Origin of the sequence: Plantibacter sp. lyk4-40-MEA-4, assembly GCF_030209415.1 — a bacterium.
Taxonomy (GTDB): Bacteria; Actinomycetota; Actinomycetes; order Actinomycetales; family Microbacteriaceae; genus Plantibacter; species Plantibacter flavus_A.
In genome coordinates this window covers 637,059-655,737 of sequence record NZ_JARVSA010000005.1, presented here as the reverse complement: position 1 = coordinate 655,737, position 18,679 = coordinate 637,059, and the positions used below count along the sequence as shown (strand labels likewise).

19 protein-coding genes are annotated in these 18,679 nt (G+C 69.8%); 13 read left to right on the top strand and 6 right to left on the bottom strand.

Annotation, left to right across the window (positions count from 1 at the left end; all coding sequences use genetic code 11):
• Positions 1 to 93: 93 nt before the first annotated feature.
• A complete protein-coding gene (locus tag QRN44_RS13015; protein WP_285039324.1) occupies positions 94 to 780 on the bottom strand; it encodes a HEAT repeat domain-containing protein in 687 nt (228 codons plus the stop codon).
• Positions 781 to 842: 62 nt separating this feature from the next.
• On the opposite strand from QRN44_RS13015, the gene QRN44_RS13010 reads away from it, so the two are divergent.
• The 3 genes from QRN44_RS13010 (at position 843) to QRN44_RS13000 (ending at position 1,996) form a co-directional block, all read left to right on the top strand.
• Positions 843 to 1,058: a histone-like nucleoid-structuring protein Lsr2 gene (locus tag QRN44_RS13010; RefSeq protein WP_350310099.1), complete on the top strand. Its 216-nt coding sequence runs from the start codon at positions 843 to 845 to the stop codon at positions 1,056 to 1,058.
• Positions 1,059 to 1,154: 96 nt separating this feature from the next.
• A complete protein-coding gene (locus QRN44_RS13005; protein WP_064296578.1) occupies positions 1,155 to 1,409 on the top strand; it encodes a hypothetical protein in 255 nt (84 codons plus the stop codon).
• A gap of 275 nt (positions 1,410 to 1,684) precedes the next feature.
• On the top strand, positions 1,685 to 1,996 hold the full coding sequence (locus tag QRN44_RS13000) for a rhodanese-like domain-containing protein (protein ID WP_285039323.1): 312 nt from the start codon (positions 1,685 to 1,687) through the stop codon (positions 1,994 to 1,996).
• 41 nt (positions 1,997 to 2,037) lie between these two features.
• Here QRN44_RS13000 and QRN44_RS12995 read toward each other — a convergent pair whose 3' ends face one another.
• Positions 2,038 to 4,224 carry an Ig-like domain-containing protein gene (locus tag QRN44_RS12995; RefSeq protein ID WP_285039322.1) on the bottom strand — a complete coding sequence of 729 codons (2,187 nt, stop codon included), beginning with the start codon at positions 4,222 to 4,224 and terminating at the stop codon, positions 2,038 to 2,040.
• A 197-nt stretch (positions 4,225 to 4,421) separates the two neighbouring features.
• On the opposite strand from QRN44_RS12995, the gene QRN44_RS12990 reads away from it, so the two are divergent.
• The 6 genes from QRN44_RS12990 to QRN44_RS12965 all read left to right on the top strand — a co-directional run bounded on the left by QRN44_RS12990 (position 4,422) and on the right by QRN44_RS12965 (position 10,463).
• Positions 4,422 to 5,051 (top strand): TetR/AcrR family transcriptional regulator, encoded by a 630-nt coding sequence (locus QRN44_RS12990; protein WP_285039321.1) that lies wholly within the window; start codon positions 4,422 to 4,424, stop codon positions 5,049 to 5,051.
• Positions 5,048 to 6,304: an MFS transporter gene (locus QRN44_RS12985; protein ID WP_285039320.1), complete on the top strand. Its 1,257-nt coding sequence runs from the start codon at positions 5,048 to 5,050 to the stop codon at positions 6,302 to 6,304. Before QRN44_RS12990 ends, QRN44_RS12985 begins: the two co-directional genes overlap by 4 nt.
• Positions 6,304 to 7,548, top strand: a complete 1,245-nt coding sequence (locus tag QRN44_RS12980; protein WP_121289930.1) for an alanine racemase — start codon at positions 6,304 to 6,306, stop codon at positions 7,546 to 7,548. Before QRN44_RS12985 ends, QRN44_RS12980 begins: the two co-directional genes overlap by 1 nt.
• A complete protein-coding gene (locus QRN44_RS12975) occupies positions 7,548 to 8,858 on the top strand; it encodes a D-arabinono-1,4-lactone oxidase (protein ID WP_285039319.1) in 1,311 nt (436 codons plus the stop codon). The genes QRN44_RS12980 and QRN44_RS12975 overlap by 1 nt, the downstream gene beginning before the upstream one ends.
• Positions 8,859 to 8,992: 134 nt before the next feature.
• A complete protein-coding gene (locus QRN44_RS12970; RefSeq protein WP_064296457.1) occupies positions 8,993 to 9,559 on the top strand; it encodes a LemA family protein in 567 nt (188 codons plus the stop codon).
• A gap of 19 nt (positions 9,560 to 9,578) precedes the next feature.
• Positions 9,579 to 10,463 (top strand): M48 family metalloprotease, encoded by an 885-nt coding sequence (locus QRN44_RS12965; RefSeq protein ID WP_121289934.1) that lies wholly within the window; start codon positions 9,579 to 9,581, stop codon positions 10,461 to 10,463.
• Between the two features lie 80 nt (positions 10,464 to 10,543).
• Here QRN44_RS12965 and QRN44_RS12960 read toward each other — a convergent pair whose 3' ends face one another.
• Positions 10,544 to 12,061, bottom strand: coding sequence for a zinc ribbon domain-containing protein (locus tag QRN44_RS12960; protein WP_285039318.1), 1,518 nt, complete (start codon positions 12,059 to 12,061; stop codon positions 10,544 to 10,546).
• Positions 12,062 to 12,105: 44 nt separating this feature from the next.
• A complete protein-coding gene (locus QRN44_RS12955; protein ID WP_285039317.1) occupies positions 12,106 to 13,440 on the bottom strand; it encodes a winged helix-turn-helix domain-containing protein in 1,335 nt (444 codons plus the stop codon).
• Positions 13,441 to 13,549: 109 nt separating this feature from the next.
• Here QRN44_RS12955 and QRN44_RS12950 point away from each other — a divergent pair, with 109 nt between their 5' ends.
• Positions 13,550 to 14,872: an AI-2E family transporter gene (locus tag QRN44_RS12950; RefSeq protein ID WP_285039316.1), complete on the top strand. Its 1,323-nt coding sequence runs from the start codon at positions 13,550 to 13,552 to the stop codon at positions 14,870 to 14,872.
• Positions 14,869 to 16,125 carry a threonine ammonia-lyase gene (ilvA, locus tag QRN44_RS12945; RefSeq protein WP_285039315.1) on the top strand — a complete coding sequence of 419 codons (1,257 nt, stop codon included), beginning with the start codon at positions 14,869 to 14,871 and terminating at the stop codon, positions 16,123 to 16,125. Before QRN44_RS12950 ends, ilvA begins: the two co-directional genes overlap by 4 nt.
• 86 nt (positions 16,126 to 16,211) lie before the next feature.
• Here ilvA and greA read toward each other — a convergent pair whose 3' ends face one another.
• Entirely contained in the window at positions 16,212 to 16,703 is a 492-nt protein-coding gene (gene greA / locus QRN44_RS12940; protein ID WP_240555708.1) for a transcription elongation factor GreA, read from the bottom strand.
• Positions 16,704 to 16,859: 156 nt separating this feature from the next.
• Positions 16,860 to 17,294 carry a DUF4307 domain-containing protein gene (locus QRN44_RS12935; RefSeq protein WP_158596544.1) on the bottom strand — a complete coding sequence of 145 codons (435 nt, stop codon included), beginning with the start codon at positions 17,292 to 17,294 and terminating at the stop codon, positions 16,860 to 16,862.
• A gap of 168 nt (positions 17,295 to 17,462) precedes the next feature.
• Between QRN44_RS12935 and mca the strand changes: the two genes are divergently transcribed.
• Together mca and QRN44_RS12925 are read left to right on the top strand one after the other, a co-directional pair.
• Entirely contained in the window at positions 17,463 to 18,338 is an 876-nt protein-coding gene (mca, locus tag QRN44_RS12930; protein WP_285039314.1) for a mycothiol conjugate amidase Mca, read from the top strand.
• The gene (locus QRN44_RS12925; protein ID WP_079002042.1) at positions 18,335 to 18,658 is read left to right on the top strand and encodes a hypothetical protein; all 324 of its coding nucleotides are present in this window, start codon (positions 18,335 to 18,337) and stop codon (positions 18,656 to 18,658) included. Before mca ends, QRN44_RS12925 begins: the two co-directional genes overlap by 4 nt.
• Positions 18,659 to 18,679: the final 21 nt, after the last annotated feature.

The window sequence follows — 18,679 nt, the reverse complement described above, 5'->3', positions numbered from 1 at the left end:
AAACCCCATGCTCGGAGGATAGCTCCGACCGCGCTCGCCGCTTGTCGAGCGCTTCGCCGACTCCGAGGGCCCATGGCGACGACCGAGCGGCGTTCAGAGCAACGACGACAGCCGCGCCTTCCGTCGGTTCTCCCGGATGATCCACGCGACATCGGGGTGCCGCTCCTCGAGCTCGCGGAACGCGGGAAGGCCCGTTCCGGGTCGGGCAGCCACCGCGACGCTCCAGCAGTACCCGAGTGCCTGTCGGAGCGTCCTGGCGTCGTGCTGTCGGTTTCGTTCTGGCGGCAACGCGGCCAGGAACGCTGTCGTCATCTGGCACACCTCGATGGCCACCGCTGCGACAGCCGGGTCGTGGAGCAGTCGCGGCTCACAGATCCCTGCGACGGCAGCGCGTTGCACGAGCGGCGACGCGTCTGCAGCCCATCTGCGAGCGACGTCCGTGAGCGCTGCTGCGTTCCTGTCTCCGAGATGTTGCAGACCGATGGCCACCCCTTCGCGGACCCGCCAGCGGGCGTCTGCGGCCAGCTCGCGGGCGACGCCCTCGGGCCCCGACCGGTCGGCACGGCTCCCGAGGATTGCGGCAGCGCACATCGCCTGGTATTCACCGCCGTCAGCGAGGAGGATGCGGGCATCGGCCTCATCCGCCTGGGCGAGCAGCGCCTCCAGGAGACTGAGGTTCGCGCGCGGACCGGGTAGCCCGGAGTGCTCGCCGAGGAGCTGGGGCCACGCACTGCGAGGGACGTTTCGCAACGTCGCGTCCCACTTCGCCGCACCCTTCATGACGTGAGCATATGGTGCCTCGAGTCTCCGTCGCACCGCCGTTCCCATGGAAGGATGGATGCATGGCTACCCGCACGATCACGACGCTCGTCGACGACCTCGACGGTTCCGACATCCCCCGCGGGCTGGGGGAGACGGTCCGATTCGGCATCGACGGCGAGAACTACGAGATCGACCTGACCGACGACAACGCGGCGGCACTGCGCGAGACGCTGGCGTCGTACGTCGAGGCCGCACGACCCGTCATCGTGTCGGCGTCGCTCCGCCGCCTGCACTGAGCGGACGCTCGCACGGCGCGCTGTACCGGTCTGCACGTTCGCCTCGATCCTGCAAGGGTCCCTGCCGGGCGAGGGAGCGCGACTAGCGTGCTCAGCATGAGTACTCCGAGCGACCACGACCACGCACTGAACGACGACGAGCAGACGAGCAAGGACCGCGCGTACAGCCCCTCCAGCGAGGCGGAGACGGCGGCCAAGCAGGACGACGGGCAGCCCGTCGTCCGCGATCCCGACATCGCCTCCGGCATGATCGATGTCGCCCCCGGCACCGGTGGTCCTGACGACAACGGCGACGTCGACGTCGACCCGGGCGAGCTCCACATCCCTCGCGATCCCGACAGCGCGCACTGAGACAACGATGCTTCGGGTGTTGACCCCTGAATGGGGTTCGCAAAACGGACGACGCGAACGCGACACGGCGGTGTTGCGTCACGCAAGGTGCCTCCTGTCCGCTACCTTCGAGGTGGGGGCGTCACCCGTGAGCCGGTCCCGGAAGCCGCAAGCTTCCTGGTCGACCGGTTGCTAGACGCCTCAAGTGAGGGCGAGGTATTCGGGTTACCTCGCCCTCACGCTTGCCCGCCGCATCTCCCGGCCCGACCGCACGTCCTCGACGGTAGGCTGAAACGATGCAGGAGATCACCCCCACCGAACTGAGCAAGCTCGAGCAGGCCGTCATCATCGATGTCCGCGAAGCCGATGAGGTCGCCGTCGCCAGCGTGCCCGGTGCCCGGCACCTGCCGATGTCGTCCTTCCTCGACCACCTCGACGAGGTACCCCGCGAAGAGACCGTGTACGTCATGTGCCACTCCGGTGGCCGCAGCGCCCGCGTCACGGGCTACCTCGAGCAGCAGGGCTACGACGCCGTGAACGTCACCGGAGGCATCTCCGAGTGGGCTGCGAGCGGCCTGCCGGTCGAGCGTCCCGCCGACGCCGTCTGAGGCCTGACGGGCCGACCGACCGTCGAGCGTCGGGCCGTCGGTCAGCGTGCGTCGATCAGCGGCCGAAGGTGACGGTTCCAGGCCCAGGTCCCCGCTCCGACCGCTGCGAACGCGAGTGAACCGAGCAGGAGTCCGACGAGCGTGTCACCCGCACCCGGAACCGTCGCCGTCGGGCCCAGGAGCCCGAACAGCAGCGTGAAGCCCACGAACGCGCTGCCGAGCCACGCCGGCTTCGACCAGGCGAGGATGGCGCGTCCACCGAGCGGCCCGAGGGGGAGGAGCGCGATCGACGCGGATCCGATCCCCGCGATCGCGGTCAGGTTCACCGCCTCGACCAGCATCGCGCCGACACCACCGTTCGGCTCGCCGGCCAAGGTCGAACCGAGCCAGGCGATCGAACCGAGCCCGGCGGCCGCAGCGATCCGGGCCAGCGCGAGGCGGCCCGCGATGCGTGGCGTGATGGCCTCGGAATCGGTCTCCACCGAGGCTGTCGAGCCGGCGTCATGCGTTTCGGGTCTCCGGGTCGGCCGGAGTTCGGTCAGCAATGCGAAGAGGAGAGCCGGCTGGAGGGCCAGCAGGCGTGAGAGCGCGGTGACGATGCCGACCGTCACCAGTCCGCCGACACGGACGCTGACGCGCATCGAGCCCAGCCCGGCTCGGCGGGCGACAACGAGCTGCGCGAGGAGGCCCGCGACGTTGATCGCGACCACGGCGACGAGCGAGGCGAACCACAGTCGGAGATACGCCGGCTGACCGCTCACGGGGTGCGCGAACATGAGGATGCCTGCCGCGAGCACGGCGGTGACGACGGCCAGCGCCGTGCGACTCGGGAGCGGGACCGACGGGACCCGCTCGAACTCGTCCCTCGGTCGATTGCGCCCGGTCACCGCTGCACGACGACGGTCGGCGATCGTGGCGCGCCAGGGGGCGATGGAGGTCGCGAGGAGTCGGGCCGGGATCGCGATGAGCGCCACCGCCGCGAGGGCGAGGAGGGCGGCGAGCCACCACACCGGCTGGCCACGGCCGTCGATCGTGGAGGCGAGGGTCTGCGTGAACGGCGTCGTCCCCGACCAGAGGCCGCCACCGCCGCTGGGCGGGGCGGCGCCGGGCAACGGCTCGCCGCTGGGCGACGGGGTCGGCTGCTGCGTGCCCGGAGCGGGTGTACCAGGCGCGGGCGCGGGCTCGGTGCCGTCGGACGGCGAGGGAGAGGCGGACGGTGCCGGCGTGGCCGATGCATCGCCGAACGTCAGGGTGATCGCCCTGCTCGCCCCACTCGTGTTGCCGGCGGCATCCTGCTGGATCGCGAGGACGACGTGCGCGCCCGCCGGCACGCCACCACCCGAGCAGCTCCAGGCGCCACCGGTGACGACCGCCGAGCAGACCGACGTCGAGTCGGCGAAGACCGTGACGGTCGCGCCTTCCTCGCCGGTGCCGGCGTAGCTGGCCGCCGAGATCGGCATCGCCTGTCCGGCCGTCGGTGAGGACATCACGGGCGGGGCCGGAGCGTCGCGGTCGACGGTGAGCACGACCGGGGCGGACGCGTCGGAGCGCTCACTGCCGCTGAACGACGCCTGCTGCGTCGCCGTCACGGAGAGGTCGCCGGACGGCAGCGGCTCGCCCAGCACGCAGAACCAACTTCCGGAGCTGTCCGCCGCGAAACTGCAGGTGGCACCGGAGTCGGCACGGACCGTGACCGTCGCCCCGGGGTAGGCGGTGCCGCGGACGCCGCCGTTGCTCGGCGTCCCCGCGGTGATGGTGGGCGGGCCGAGCGCGGAAACGGAGATCTGCGCGGAGAGCGTCTCCGGACCGCCGACCTCGACGGCGGTGATGAGCAGTCCGCCGCCGTCGGGCAGGTCGATCGTGCAGGACCAGTCGGTGCCGTCGTCCTGCGGCAGGATGCAGACCGGCTCGAGACCGTCGCCGACCTGCAACTGGACACCCGTGCCGGCGTCCTTCGTCCCGGTGACCGTGGTGCTGCCGCTGCCGATGAAGGAACCGGAATCGGGACTCGTGATGGTCGGCCCGTCGAGGGGCGGTGGAGTCGGCGTCGCCGCGCTCTCACTCGGGGTGGGGAGCGGCTCGGGCGTCGCGGATGCAGGACCCGCGACGGTCGTCGTCCAGAGTCCGGCCGAGAGGAAGACGGCGAGAAGGATCGCGACGCGTCCGATCGAGCGATTCGATCGGACTGCTGTTCCTGCGCGCGCGTGTTCCCCGGTCACCGTCTCCATTCCCCCAAGATCACCGCGGGAAGTCAACCTCCCGCGCCAGATCGGGTCACATTCCAGGCCGATCCGCACGGAAAAATCGTCGCGACAGGTGCGCTCGGGCCGGCGGTCCGCCATACTGGCGCGACTGGGTCATCCGTCCCAGTCGAGTCGACCGCGATGGAGCGGCACGACCCGCAGGCGCCCCGGGAAGGGTTGCGATGCCGAGGATCTCCGTTGTCGACCGACGAGCCGAGCTGATCAGGGCCGCCCTCCGCGTCGTCGCAGCCGAGGGCGTCGCGGCCGCCACGACCCGGGCCATCGTGGCCGAGGCCGGGATGTCGCTCGCCAGCTTCCACTACGCCTTCACCTCCCGCGACGAGCTCCTCGCCGAACTGGTCGCACACGTCGTCGAGCATGAACGCGTCGTCCTCGACGTCGGCGAGCTGCTGACGGACACTGAGGCCGGTCAGAAGCATCCGCCCACCCTCGAGGCCGTCGTCCGTGCCGGCCTCGAACGCTACGTCGACCTCCTCCGCGCCGATCCGGCTCGGGAGGCGGCGATGCAGGAGCTCAGCGCCTACGCGATGCGGACGCCGGGCCTCGAGCACCTCGCGCTCGAACAGTACCGGCGGTACGAGGAGCTCGCGTGTGAGGCGCTCGCGCTCGCCGCAACGGTCAGCGGCAGCACCTGGACCCAGCCGGTCGACGAGATCGCGCGGACCGTCATCGCCTTCACCGACGGGCTGACACTCGGCTGGCTGGTGCGACGCGACGATGCCGAGGCCCGGCGACTCGTCGGGACGGTGGCGCACCTCGTCGCAACCCTCGCCGAACCGGGGCCGAGATGAGCGGCCTCGGTGCCGCAGCAGTCGACCACTCGGCAGACCGACGGGTCACCGGGCGCTGGGTCGCCGCCTTCGCAGTCGCCTGGCTGGGCGTGTGGATGGCCCAGCTGGCCCCGCTGCAGCTCCTCCTGCCCGCGCAGATCGACGCGACGCTCGCTCCCGAGCACTGGGTGGACAGCGTCGTCGCCTTCGGGGTCGTCGCCGGGGTGGCCGGACTCTGCTCGATCATCGTGTATCCGCTGACGGGCGCCCTGTCCGACCGCACCCGGTCGCGGTTCGGGAGACGCCGCCCGTGGATCGCAGGTGGTGCGCTCGTCTTCGCCCTGGGGCTCGTCCTCCTCGGCCTCCAGACCGGCATCGTCGGCATCGGCGTCTGCTGGTGCCTCGCCATCATCGGCTTCTGCATCCTGGGAGCGGCGCTCACCGCGACCATCTCCGATCAGGTGCCCGTCGGACAGCGCGGCTTCGTCTCGGGTTGGATCTCCGCTCCGCAGGCCGTCGGGGTCATCCTCGGCATCGCCCTCCTGCTCCTGCTCGGCACCCGGATGGCCGTCGGGTACCTGGCACTCGCCGTCCTCCTCATCGTGCTCGTCGTACCGTTCCTCGGGCTGCCCGATCCACTCCCGACGGCTGATCGACCCGTGACGCTCACCGTGCACGCGCTCCTGGAGAGCCTCTGGATCTCACCGCGACGGCACCCCGACTTCGCCTGGACCATGCTCAGCCGCGTTCTCGTGAACCTCGGCAACGCCTTCAGCACCTCGCTGCTCTTCTACTTCCTGCTCTTCGGGCTGGGGGACGCCGACGCCGAGACCGACCTGCTGCTGGTCACGATCGTCTACACGGTGTTCGTCGTCGGGTCCTCGATCCTGCTCGGCCGTCTGTCCGACCGCATCGGACGACGACGCGTCTTCGTCGTCGCGGCCTCCGCCTCACAGGGGCTCGCCGCACTCCTGCTCGCGATCTGGCCCTCACTGCCGATGGGGTTCGTCTCGGCGGCACTGATCGGGCTCGGCTACGGCTGTTTCATGTCGGTCGACCAGGCGCTGGCGACGCAGGTCCTGCCGGACCCGGCGTCGCACGGCAAAGACCTCGGCATCATGAACATCGCCCAGGCGGTGCCGCAGGCGGTCGCCCCGCTCATCGGCGCGTGCCTCGTCGCCTGGCTCGGCGGATTCGCCGGCCTCTACCTCGTCTCCGCGGCCTGCGCCGTCGCAGGGGCGGTCGCTGTCACCCGAGTACGAGGAGTGCGCTGATGACCATCGAACTGACCGCCGGCGGCCGGGTGTCCGAGCCGATGCCCTGGCTCGACCCGAGACGGTACTGGGGCGGTATCGAGCGGGCCGTCTCGGACGTCGACTCGCCCGTCGCCGTCCTGCATCTCGGAGCCCTCCGCCACAACACGCACGACATGCTCCGACGTGCCGCGGGGAAACCGATCCGCGTCGCCAGCAAGTCCATCCGCGTGCGAGCGGTGATCGACGCGCTCCTCAGACAACCCGGGTACGCCGGTGTGCTGGCCTACTCCCTGTCCGAGGCGCTCTGGTTGTCCGAGACGGTGGACGACATCGTGGTCGGTTACCCGACGGCGGAGCGCGGTGCCATCGCACGGCTGGCAGCCGACGAACGTGCGGCCTCGCGGGTCACCCTCATGATCGACTCCCTCGACCACCTCGACCTCGTCGACGCGGTGACACCACCGGAGCGACGCGCGCGGATCCGCGTGTGCATCGAGCTCGACGCCTCCTTCCGTGCACCCGCCCTCGGCCACGTCGGTGTCCGCCGCTCGCCCCTGCGCACGCCGGACGAGGTCCGGGCTCTCGCCGAGGCGGTCGTCGCCCGACCCGGCTTCAGCCTGGTCGGGATCATGGCCTATGAGGCGCAGATCGCCGGGCAGGGGGACGACCTCGCGGGGCGACCGGCGTGGTCGGCTGCGCTCCGCGCGATCCAGCGACGCTCGTGGGCCGAACTCCGGGAACGTCGTGCCGCCGTGGTCGAGGAGGTCCGAGCGGTCGCGGATCTGGAGTTCGTCAACGGCGGCGGGACGGGATCCCTGGAGCTGACCGCGTCCGACGACTCGGTGACCGAGATCGCGGCGGGGAGTGGCGTCTTCGGCGGACACCTCTTCGACCACTACCGGGCGTTCACGCCGGCACCGGCTGCGGCGTTCGGTCTGTCGGTCGTCCGGAAGCCGTCGCCGGAACTGGCGACGATCCTCGGCGGCGGATGGGTCGCCTCCGGTCCGCCGGGGCTCGACCGCCTCCCGCTCATCGCGTGGCCGGAGGGCCTCGAGATGCTCCCGCGCGAGATGGCCGGCGAAGTGCAGACGCCGGTCGCCGGGGCTGAGGCGGCGTCGCTCAGGCTCGGCGACCGCGTCTGGTTGCGGCACACGAAGTCCGGGGAGCTCAGTGAACGGGTGGACGCCTTCCACGTGGTCGGCGACGACGGGGTGGAAGCCGTCCTACCGACGTACCGCGGCGAAGGGCAGGGGTTCATCTGATGGGCAGGGCGACGGCGTGGACGAACTGGGCGCGCACCGAGCGGGCGTGGCCCGTGCGGGTCGAGCGGCCCGACTCGGTCGGCGCGGTGCAGCGCCTCGTGCGTGCTGCAGCGGGAGCGGGCCTCCCGATCAAGGCGGTCGGAGCTGGACACAGCTTCACCGGGATCGCCGTGGCGCCCGGTGTGCTGCTCGAGCTCGACGCCCTGAGTGGACTGATCAGGGTCGATCGGGAACGCAGCCGGGTGACCCTCCGCGCCGGCACGCGCCTCCACGACATCCCGCGTCTCCTCGAACCGTTCGGTCTCGCCATGCCGAACCTCGGCGACATCGACCGTCAGTCCGTCGCCGGCGCGATCTCCACCGGCACGCACGGGACCGGGATGGCGTTCGGCGGCATCGCGACGCAGGTCGTCGGGGTGACGATGGTGACGGCGGACGGCGAGCTGCTGACGTCGGACGCCGAGCAGGAACCAGGGCTCCTCCCGGCGCTGGCGCTCGGGCTCGGGGCGCTCGGGATCCTCGTCGAGGTGACGCTGCAGTGCGTCCCGTCGTTCGTGCTGCACGCGGTGGAACGGCCGGAGGCGCTCGACGAGCTGCTGCCCGTGCTGCTCGACCGGGCCGCCGCCGTCGACCACTTCGAGTTCTACTGGTTCCCGCACACCGCGACCGCCCTGACCAAGACGAACCACCGGTTGCCGGGTGATGCGCCCACGCAGCCACTCCGCCCGGTAGCGAAGTGGATCGACGACACGCTCCTCGCCAACGGGGTCTACCGGGTCCTCTGCAACACGGGCGTCGCCGCGCCGGCCATCGTCCCGCGCGTGAACCGGCTCGCGGACCGCCTCGTCGGCGACCGAGAGTTCACCGATCGGGCGCCGCGGGTGTTCACCACGAGCCGCACGGTGCGGTTCGTGGAGATGGAGTACGCGGTGCCGCTCGAGCACCTCCCGACCGCGTTCGCCCGGATCCGCACGCTCATCGAGGAGCGGGGGTGGCGGATCTCCTTCCCCATCGAGGTCCGGGTCGCAGCGGCGGACGAGCTGTGGCTCTCCACCGCATCAGGACGCGCGACCGGATACGTCGCCGTGCATCGCTTCTTCCGCGAGGACCCGGGGGAGTACTTCCGCGCCGTCGAGGCGATCATGATCGAGCTGGGCGGTCGGCCCCACTGGGGCAAACTGCACGGCCGTGACGCATCGTCCCTGCGTGGCACCTATCCTCGCTTCGACGAGTTCACCCGCCTCCGCGATCACCTCGACCCCGGCCGCCTGTTCGGGAACCGGTACCTCGCCCGCGTCCTCGGCGAGTGACAGCCGGCCGGGAGTCCGGTGCGTCCGCGCTGCACGCCTGCTGCGTGCTTCCTCCGAACTCCCCAAGGGCACCGGCGGGTCGCAGGTAGAATGGGCGGACCCGCTTTCCATCGACTCACAAGGAGCCCATCCTCATGGAATGGCTGATCCCAGTCCTCATCGTCGTCGCCCTGGTCGTCATCGTCGGCATCTACTTCTGGGTGACGTACAACTCGCTCGTGACGCTGAACGTGCGAGTCGAGGAGGCGTGGAGCGACATCACCGTCCAGCTGAAACGGCGCGCCGACCTGATCCCGAACCTCATCGAGGCGGTCAAGGGGTACGCGGCGCACGAGAAGGCGGTGTTCGAGAACGTGACGAAGGCTCGTGCCGAAACGCTCACCGCCCAGGGACCGGCGGCCGTGAGTGAGGCCGAGACCCACATGCAGCAGGCGCTGAAGAGCATCTTCGCCGTCGCGGAGGCCTACCCGCAGCTCCAGGCGAGCCAGAACTTCCTCCAGCTCCAGTCCGAGATCGTCGACACCGAGGACAAGATCCAAGCCTCGCGCCGCTTCTACAACGGCGGTGTCCGGGAGCTGAACACCAAGGTCAAGGTGTTCCCGAACAACCTGTTCGCCAAGGGCCTCGGGTTCTCGGAGCACGACTTCTTCGAGGTCACCGACAACGCGGCGATCGCCGAACCGCCGCGCGTCCAGTTCTGACGTGCGGTAGCGCAGTCCCATGTACCGCGCCATCGCCAGGAACAAGCTCAACACGGTCCTGATCTTCGTCGTCTTCCTGGTCATCATCGGCGGCCTCGGTTGGCTCGCGGGGTATCTCTACCAGAATCTGACGATCACGATCGTGGTCCTCGTCGTGGCCGTCGTGTACGCGGTGATCCAGTACTTCTTCGCGGGGCGGCAGGCCATCGCGATGACCGGAGCGCAGCGCATCGAGCTGGCCGACAACCCGAGGCTGTACCGCATCGTCGAGAACCTCGCGATCACGACCGGGACACCGATGCCCGAGGTGTACCTCATCGCCGACCCGGCACCCAACGCGTTCGCGACGGGTCGCGACCCCCAGCACGCGATGGTGGCCGCGACGACCGGCCTCCTCGAGATCCTCAACGACGCCGAGCTGGAGGGGGTCATGGCCCACGAGCTCGGTCACGTCCGCAACTACGACATCCGCGTGTCCATGGTCGTCTTCGGCCTCGTCGTCGCGATCGGGTTCCTTTCCGACATGCTCCTCCGGATGACGATCTGGGGAGGCGGCAACCGGAACAACAACAACGGCGGCAACCCCGTGATGCTCATCATCGGCATCGTGGCGATGCTCGTGGCGCCGCTGCTCGCGACGCTCGTCCAGCTGTCCATCTCGCGGCAGCGTGAGTACCTCGCCGACGCGACGGGGGCCCTCACGACCCGTCATCCGGAAGCGCTCGCGAGCGCGCTGGGGAAGCTCGCCGCGTACGGCCGACCGATGGCGAAGCAGAACTCGTCCATGGCGCACCTCTGGATCTCCGACCCGTTGAAGCCCGGCACGGTCGCCCGCCTGTTCAGCACCCACCCGCCGCTCGTCGAGCGGATCAAGCGCCTGAGCACCATCGGCGACGGTTTCTAGGCGAGGACATCCCGGCCCCGGACACACGAATGGGGCGGCACCCGGAGGTGCCGCCCCATTCGGCGTTCAGGCGAGAACCGTTACTCGGTCTGCTCGTCGGAGTCGAACGTCACCGTGACCTTGTCGTCGGCGTCGATCGTGATCTTGCCGGGGAAGTTCAGGTACGTGTCCCACACCTGCTGACCAGCCACGGCGCTGCCGTACCAGGAGGCGTCGAACGAGCCGTCGATGCGGCCGTCCGAGGTGTAGAAGTAGGAACCGCTTTCATCGACCTCGACGGTCGGGGGAGAGGTGAGCGTCCAGGTCACCGGGCCGACACTCGTGAACTGCTTCTGCTGCCAGTCCGGCATGACGCCGCAGCTGGTGTCGAGCGTGGTGACGTCGAGGCACTTCTCGATCATCGCGACGACCTGCTTCGTGACCTCGGTCGTGAGCGCCTCGGTGGCGGTCACGTCGATGTCGATGAAGGCTGAGCCCTCACCGGCCGTGTACGACGTGAGGGTGACGGTCTGCGCGTCGCCCTGCAGGAACTTGCTCTCCGGCGGAGCGATCGTGTAGACCGCCGGGTAGGCGAAGAGGCTCTCGTCGGACGCGCCGTCGAAGTTGACGCCGTTGACGCTGAACGCCGTGCCACCGAGACCGGTGTAGACGTTGATGCTGCCGACGAGGGAGCTGGCGAGCTTCCACTGGTCGAAGAACAGGAACTGCTTGCCTTCGCTCTCGAGCGTGACCGAGTCCTCGTACTTCTTGCCGGCGAGTTCGTACGTGACCTGCACGCGTGCCTCGCCGTTGCGGTTGTAGACCCGGCCGACCTCGGGGTTCTTGATGCGCTCGTCGGCGCCCTTGAGGACCTCGTTGGTGAGCAGTGCGGTCGGCTTGACGGGTTCGGGGGCTGCCGCTTCGGCGTCGGGATCGGCCGACGCGGAGGGGTCCGGCGTGGCTTCGGGCTCTGCAGACTCGTCGTCGGTGCTGCCGACGATCGACGGGTCCGGCGCGACGAGGCTCGTCGCGAGCTTCGCGTCTCCAACGGCGATGGCCTTGAGGTATTCCTCGACCTTCGCCTGCGGGCCGAACGCCGTGGTGTTCAGCACACCGATGGTGATGGCGGCTGCAGCGATGAGCACGAGTGCGCCACCGGCGATCGACGACCACAGGATGATCCGCTTCTTCTGCTTCGGGTCCATCGGTTGCTTCGGAGCGCCGGTCGCGTACGGGTTCTGCGCCGTCGCGTACTGGCCGTTGGGCTGCTGGCCCTGCTGGTACGGGTTCTGCGCGCCGGTCTGCTGTCCGGTCTGCTGACCGTAGGGAGCCGGGGGTGCCTGGTTCGGAGTCTGCTGCTGTCCGGACTGGTACGGGTTCTGCTGACCCTGCTGGTACGGGTTTGGGGTCTGCTGCTGTCCGGACTGGTACGGGTTCGGGGTCTGCTGCTGGCCCGACTGGTACGGGTTCGGCGTCTGCGGCTGTCCGGACTGGTACGGGTTGGGCTGCTCCTGACCCTGCTGGTACGAGGGCTGCTGGTCGCCCTGGGGCGGCTGGTGCTGCTGCTCGCCCGGGTTCGGCGGGCCTGGTTGCTGTGGTGTGGTGTCGTCGTTGCTCATGGGCGGGTTCCCCTCGTTTCGGACCATGAAGGTGCCCCCTAATCCTATAGTTGTTGTGTATCTCCTGAGAGTGATTGTGCAGGCTGAGCATGGGGAGTAGTGCCCATGTCCGGCGTGAGTGGGAGGAGCCGGGTGCCAAGGGCATGCGCCAACGGTGCCGCCAGCGTCCCGCGGTCGACGACGACCACCGCGTCGAGTCCCTGCCAGTGGGCCGTCTGCTCGAGGAGCTCCGCCAGGCGTCCCGCGATCGCGTCGTCGGCGACGGGACGCAGCCCCCTGACGACGGCATCCTGGTGCCCACGCTCGAACCAGGCGGACTGGACCCGCAGAACCCCGGCCTGGCGGTCGCTCTTCAGGTCGACGCGCGCGACGATTTCGCCGTCGATGAGGACCGGGAGCACGTAGTAGCCGTAGACCCGCTTGGGCTCCGGCGTGTAGATCTCGATCCGGTAGTGGAGCCCGAACATGCGGAGGGCGCGTTCGCGGAACCAGACGACCGGGTCGAACGGGCTGAGCAGCGCGGCCCCCTCGATCCGCCGCGGCCGTCGGGCGTCGCGGTGCAACCATGCCTCCTGCGGCCCGCCGCGTCGCTCCCAGCCGGCCACGGTCACGGGTTCGAGGACACCGGCGTCCACCAGCTCGTCGACCGCCCGGCGGACCGCGGTCTGCGGCTTGATCCGGAAGTAGTCCGCGAGGTCGGCGACGGTCGCGACGCCGTGCGCTGCGGCGGCCTGCTCGACGAGCGCACGGATCGCATCGGCCCGGTCGACGTCGAGGTCGAGGAGGTGCTGCGGGAGCGCCTGCTCGGCCAGTGCGTACCGGCGTTCGAACCGGTCGCGACCGGCCGTGACCACTTCGCCGTAGAGGAACAGGACCTCCAACGCCCGCTTCACATCGGACCATCCCCACCAGGGTCCGCGTCGGACGTTCGCGTCGTGTTCGATCTCGCTCGCCTTCAGTGGCCCCTCGACGCGGAGGAGTGCTCGCACCCAGTCCAACATCTCCGTGTTCTGGCTCGCCCAGGTGGTCTCGTCGCCGGCATGCTTCGCGCGGTGCGCGTCCATCCGCCACCGGAACAGCGGCCACGAGTCGCGGGGGATGAAGGCCGCCTCATGCGCCCAGTATTCGAGGTAGGGCGCGTCGGCTCCGAGCGTCAAGCGATCGAGCAGTGTCTTGTCGTACCCGCCGAGCCTCGCGAACAGCGGCAGGTAGTGACTGCGCTCGAACACGTTGACGGAGTCGATCTGCAGGAGCCCCAGCCGGTCGATCGTCGAGCGCAGGGTGCGGGTACCCGCCGGGGTCGTGCGCTGCGGGGCGCCGAGTCCCTGCGCACCGAGCGCGATCCGTCGGGCGAGGGCGGGGGAGAGGGAAGCGGACACGGCCCGACGCTAGCACCGGCGTCGGACACCCGCCGTGCACTGCGGAGGCGCCGCCGCCCACCGGCGTCCGCATGCGCTCACCGGCATGTGCCAGCCCTACACTTGAGCAATGGCGGACGACACTCCGAAGACCTGGTGGGGACGCTTCCTCCCCGAAGCGGCCTCGCCCGTGCGCGAACCGGACCTGAGCGGATCGAGCAGCGTCCCGCGCGGCATGCGCGTGGCCGCAGCGTGGTCCTGGCGGATCCTGCTGGTGGCCGCGGTCGTCGCGCTGCTCGTCTTCCTCGTCGTGCAGCTCCGCCTCATCGTCATCCCGCTCCTCATCGCCGTCCTCGTCTCCGCGCTGCTGAAGCCTCTCGTCGACGTCCTGGTGCGTCACCGCTGGCCGAAGGGCCTCGCCATCGCACTCGCGATGGTCGGCACGCTCTCCGTGGTGAGCGGACTGATCTTCCTCGCCATCTCGCAGATCACCTCGCAGTTCGCCTCCGTGCAGGCCCGCACCATGACCGCCTACGGCGATTTCAAGGCCTTCCTGCTCGCCAGCCCGTTGCACGTGACCGAGACGCAGCTCAACGACTTCATCGCCCAGGCATTCGACTCGCTCCAGCAGGACAGCCAGGTCCTGCTCTCAGGCGCCCTGTCGATCGGTTCGACGCTCGGCCATGTCGCGACGGGCGTCTTCCTGACGCTCTTCTGTCTGCTGTTCATGCTCATCGACGGTCGGACGATCTGGCGTTGGACGGTGCGCGTCTTCCCGCAGCGGGCACGCCCCGCCGTCGACAGCGCCGGTCGCGCAGGATGGCGGACGCTCGGCAACTACGTCCGCACGCAGATCCTCGTGGCCTCGATCGATGCGGTCGGTATCGGACTCGGCGCGTTCTTCCTCGGCGTCCCGCTCGCGATCCCGGTCGCCGTGCTCGTGTTCCTCGGCTCGTTCGTGCCGATCGTGGGTGCCGTCGTGACCGGAGCCGTGGCCGTCTTCCTCGCGCTCGTCTACAACGGTCCGGTCATCGCGCTGCTCATGCTCGGTGTCGTGCTCCTCGTCCAGCAGCTCGAGGGGCATGTCCTGCAGCCGCTCATCATGGGTACGGCCGTCAAGGTGCACCCACTCGCCGTCGTCCTCGCCGTCGCGGGCGGCACACTCGTCGCCGGCATCCCCGGCGCCCTGTTCGCGGTGCCCGTGGTGGCCGTGATCAACGTGATGGTCCACACCATCGCCAGCGGCACATGGCGGACCGGCGGCAGTGCGCCGCCGGAACCGGGTACCGACGGCGCCATCTGGCAGACCGTCCCGAGCCCCAGGCGAATCCGTCCGGGCTCCCGCTCGTCCCACGAGCCGCAGGATCACCCAGGCGATCAGGAGCCCCAGCACCCCAGCGAAGACCTCCGAGAGACCTCGTCCCCAGAAAGTCCAGGACCCCGCACACCATGACCGATACAACGACCACCACACCCGTGTTCCCCGGCCCGTCGCTCGCCGCGTTCGAGCAAGCCAGGGACACCCTCGTCGGCACCGTCCAGCGCACGCCGATGGAGAGCTCCCGCTACCTCGCCGACGTCCTCGGCGTGCCCGTGCATCTCAAGTGCGAGAACCTCCAGCGGACCGGCTCCTACAAGATCCGCGGCGCGTACAACCGCATGTCGAGCCTCACCCCCGAGGAGCGGGCGCGCGGCGTCGTCGCCGCCTCGGCGGGCAACCACGCGCAGGGCGTCGCCTTCGCCGCCCGCGAGCTCGGCATCACCGCGACCATCTTCATGCCGGTCGGCGTCCCGCTCCCGAAGCTCGCCGCCACGCGCGACTACGGTGCGCACGTCATCCTGCGCGGCCACACGGTGGCGGAACCGCTGATCGCCGCCGCCGAGTTCGCCGCGGAGACCGGTGCCATCCTCATCCCGCCGTTCGACCACCCGGACGTCATCACCGGGCAGGGCACGCTCGGGCTCGAGATCCTCGAGGAGGTCCCCGACGTCGAGACGGTCATCGTGCCGATCGGCGGCGGCGGGCTCATCTCGGGTGTCGCGGGGGTCATGAAGCAGCGCGCGGCCCTCGAAGGACGCACCATCCGGGTGATCGGCGTCCAGGCGGCGAACGCGGCCGCGTACCCGGTGTCGCTGGAAGCCGGAACCCCGACGACCATCGCCGTGCAGCCCACCATCGCCGACGGCATCGCCGTGGCCCGTCCCGGCGAGCTCAACTTCGAGATGATCAGCGCGCTCGTCGACGAGGTCGTCACCGTCAGCGAGGACGACCTCGCCCGGGCCATCGTGGTCCTCCTCGAGCGCGCCAAGCTCGTCGTCGAACCTGCCGGAGCCGCCGGCGTCGCGGCGATCCTGGCCGGGAAGATCGAGCCGACCGGCACGACGGTCACCATCCTCTCCGGCGGCAACATCGACCCCCTCCTGTTGCAGCGGGTCGTCAGTCACGGACTCGCAGCCTCTGACCGCTACCTGACCCTGCGCATCCCACTGCCCGACCGGCCGGGCCAGCTCGCACGGACGGCGGAGCTCGTCGCGCAGGCCAATGCGAACGTCATCGAGGTGCTGCACACCCGACACGGACACGGCCTGCAGATCAGCGACGTCGAACTCGAGCTCAGCATCGAGACGCGCGGGCCCGACCACCGCGACCTCGTCGTGCAGACGCTCCGCGAGGCGGGGTACGACCCGCAGATCGTCGACGACTGATCCGACTGCCGGAACGCAGCAGGGCCCCGCCGTGTCGGCGGGGCCCTGCTGCGTCTGGTCGGTCGCGAACGACGCGACCTGCCGGATCAGGAACCGGTGTAGGTCTCCACCGCGCTGATCGACACCGTGATCTCCTTGCCGTTCGGCGCCTCGTAGGTGGTCTTGTCGCCGATCTTCAGACCGAGGATGGCGGCACCGAGCGGGCTGCCTTCGCTGTAGACGTCGAGGTCGGTGTTGCCCGCGATCTCGCGGCTGCCGAGCAGGAACCGCTCCTCGCCGCCCGCGACGACCGCCGTGATGACGGTGCCGGACTCCACGACACCGGTGGACTGCGGTGCCTCGCTCACCTTGGCGTCGCGCAACATCTGCGTGAGCGTCCGGATGCGGGCCTCCTGCTTGCCCTGCTCGTCCTTCGCGGCGTGGTAGCCGCCGTTCTCCTTGAGGTCGCCCTCTTCGCGAGCCGCTTCGATGCGCTTGGCGATCTCTTCGCGGCCCGTCGTGCTGAGGTGTTCGAGTTCCGCCTGCAGTCGGTCGAAGGCCTGCTGGGTGAGGAACGTCTCCTGGATCTGCTCGGACACGATGGAACTCCTTTGCATGGTGGGTCCGCACATGACGGCCGAAACGCCCGTCATATGCCAGACGCCCCGGCGGAATGCCGGGGCGTATGAAGTACTGTCTTCGAGTATCGCACGATCGGCGCGGGAGTGTGGCTCGCGCGCCGACGCCCTCGCTGGTCAGGAGCGGTGCTCGACCACCCAGCAGGTGTCGACGACGCCGGTGTTGCTGAGCTCCGTGGTGCGGACGCTCTCCGTGAAGGTGCGGGTGCGCTGCTCAGACGGCGGCAGCTCGACGACCTTCCATCCGACGACCGCGAACTGCTCGTTGAGTGCCTGGACCGAGCAGGCCATGGGGGTGTCCTGCGGACCGGTGACCTCGAAGGACACGCTGACCATCGTGTCGTCGACGATCTCGTGCGCCGTGTTGCGCGACTCGATGCTCGGCCGACTGCCGTCGAGACCGGCCCACACGACCCACGCGATGAAGACGACGGCGAACGCTGCGGCGGCCAGCCAGATCAGGCGGCGGTCACGGGCACGGTTGCCAGGGGTGCGTCCGTAACGCGCCGCGATGGCGTCCTGAGGGCCGGCATCCTGCAGGGGAGAGGTCACGTCACGGGCTCCGGTTCGAACGGTTAAGCTGGACCAGGAGTGCGAGACGCCTCGAGGTCGACACCTCAAGCGTATTGCCTCTTCCTGGATGCGGAGTCCCGACCGCGTCGTCACGTCACGAGTCGCGAAGCGGTCCCCTCGCGCAGACCAGCCGGAAGGCGGAGCACCATGACCATGAGACTGCTCGCCGTGCACGCGCACCCCGACGACGAGTCGAGCAAGGGCGCGGCGACCCTCGCGCACTACCGGAGCCTCGGCGCCGAGGTCATGGTCGTCAGCTGCACCGGTGGTGAACGCGGCGATCTCCAGAACCCCGGGCTCGCCGACGTCGCGATGATCGAGCGCGACCTCCCCGGGTACCGTCGCCTCGAGATGGCTGCGGCGCAGGACATCCTCGACATCGAGCACCGGTGGCTCGGCTACCAGGACAGCGGGATGGCCCGTGACGACGGTACGGTCCCACACGCGAGCTTCGCCGACATCCCCCTCGAGGTCTCGACCGGTGTGCTCGTGCGCATCGTCCGCTCCTTCCGACCGCAGGTCATCATCACCTACGACGAGAACGGGGGCTACCCGCACCCCGACCACATCCGGTGCCATGAGGTGAGCGTCGCCGCGTTCGAAGCGGCGGCCGATCCCGCGCGCTATCCCGAAGCGGGCGAGCCCTGGCGCGTCGACAAGCTGTACTACGACCGCTCGTTCAGCCCCGCCCGGCTCGAGGCCGTGTACGCCTACCTGTTGGAGCACCACCCCGACGACCCGGCGGTCGAGCGGCTGGCCGAGATGCGGGAGTGGATGGCCGGCCGGCCCGATCTCGCGACGACGCACGTGCCCGTCGGCGACTTCTTCGAGGCTCGCGACGCCGCGCTCCGGGCGCACGGCAGCCAGGTGCCGCCGGACTCACCGTTCTTCTTCTGGCCCAACGACGTCCTCCGTGCCGCATGGCCGTTCGAGGACTACCAACTGGTCACGTCGCACGTCGCGTCGACCACTCCAGAGTCGGAGCTGTTCGACGGCATCGACACCAGCGAAGGAACCGCATGATGCACCACCTGTTCACCGAGGTCCTGTTGGCGGTCACGCCGTCGCCGTCGCCCTCGCCGGCGTTCGACGAGAACCAGGTGACGCCGGGACCGTGGGGCTTCGTGATCACCTTCGCCATCGCCGGCATCGTCGTCTTCCTCGTCATCGACATGGTGCGTCGCGTGCGCCGTGTGAACTATCGCGCGGAGATCGACGAGCGGCTCCAGGCCGAGGTCGCCGAGCGGGCAGCCGCGGACCGCGCTGGGAGCGACACCGGTGACGCGGCCCCCGCAGGCGTCGAGGACGACCCTCGCCCGCCGTCGGACCGGTCGGCCCGCTGACACCACCACCGCGACGCCTCG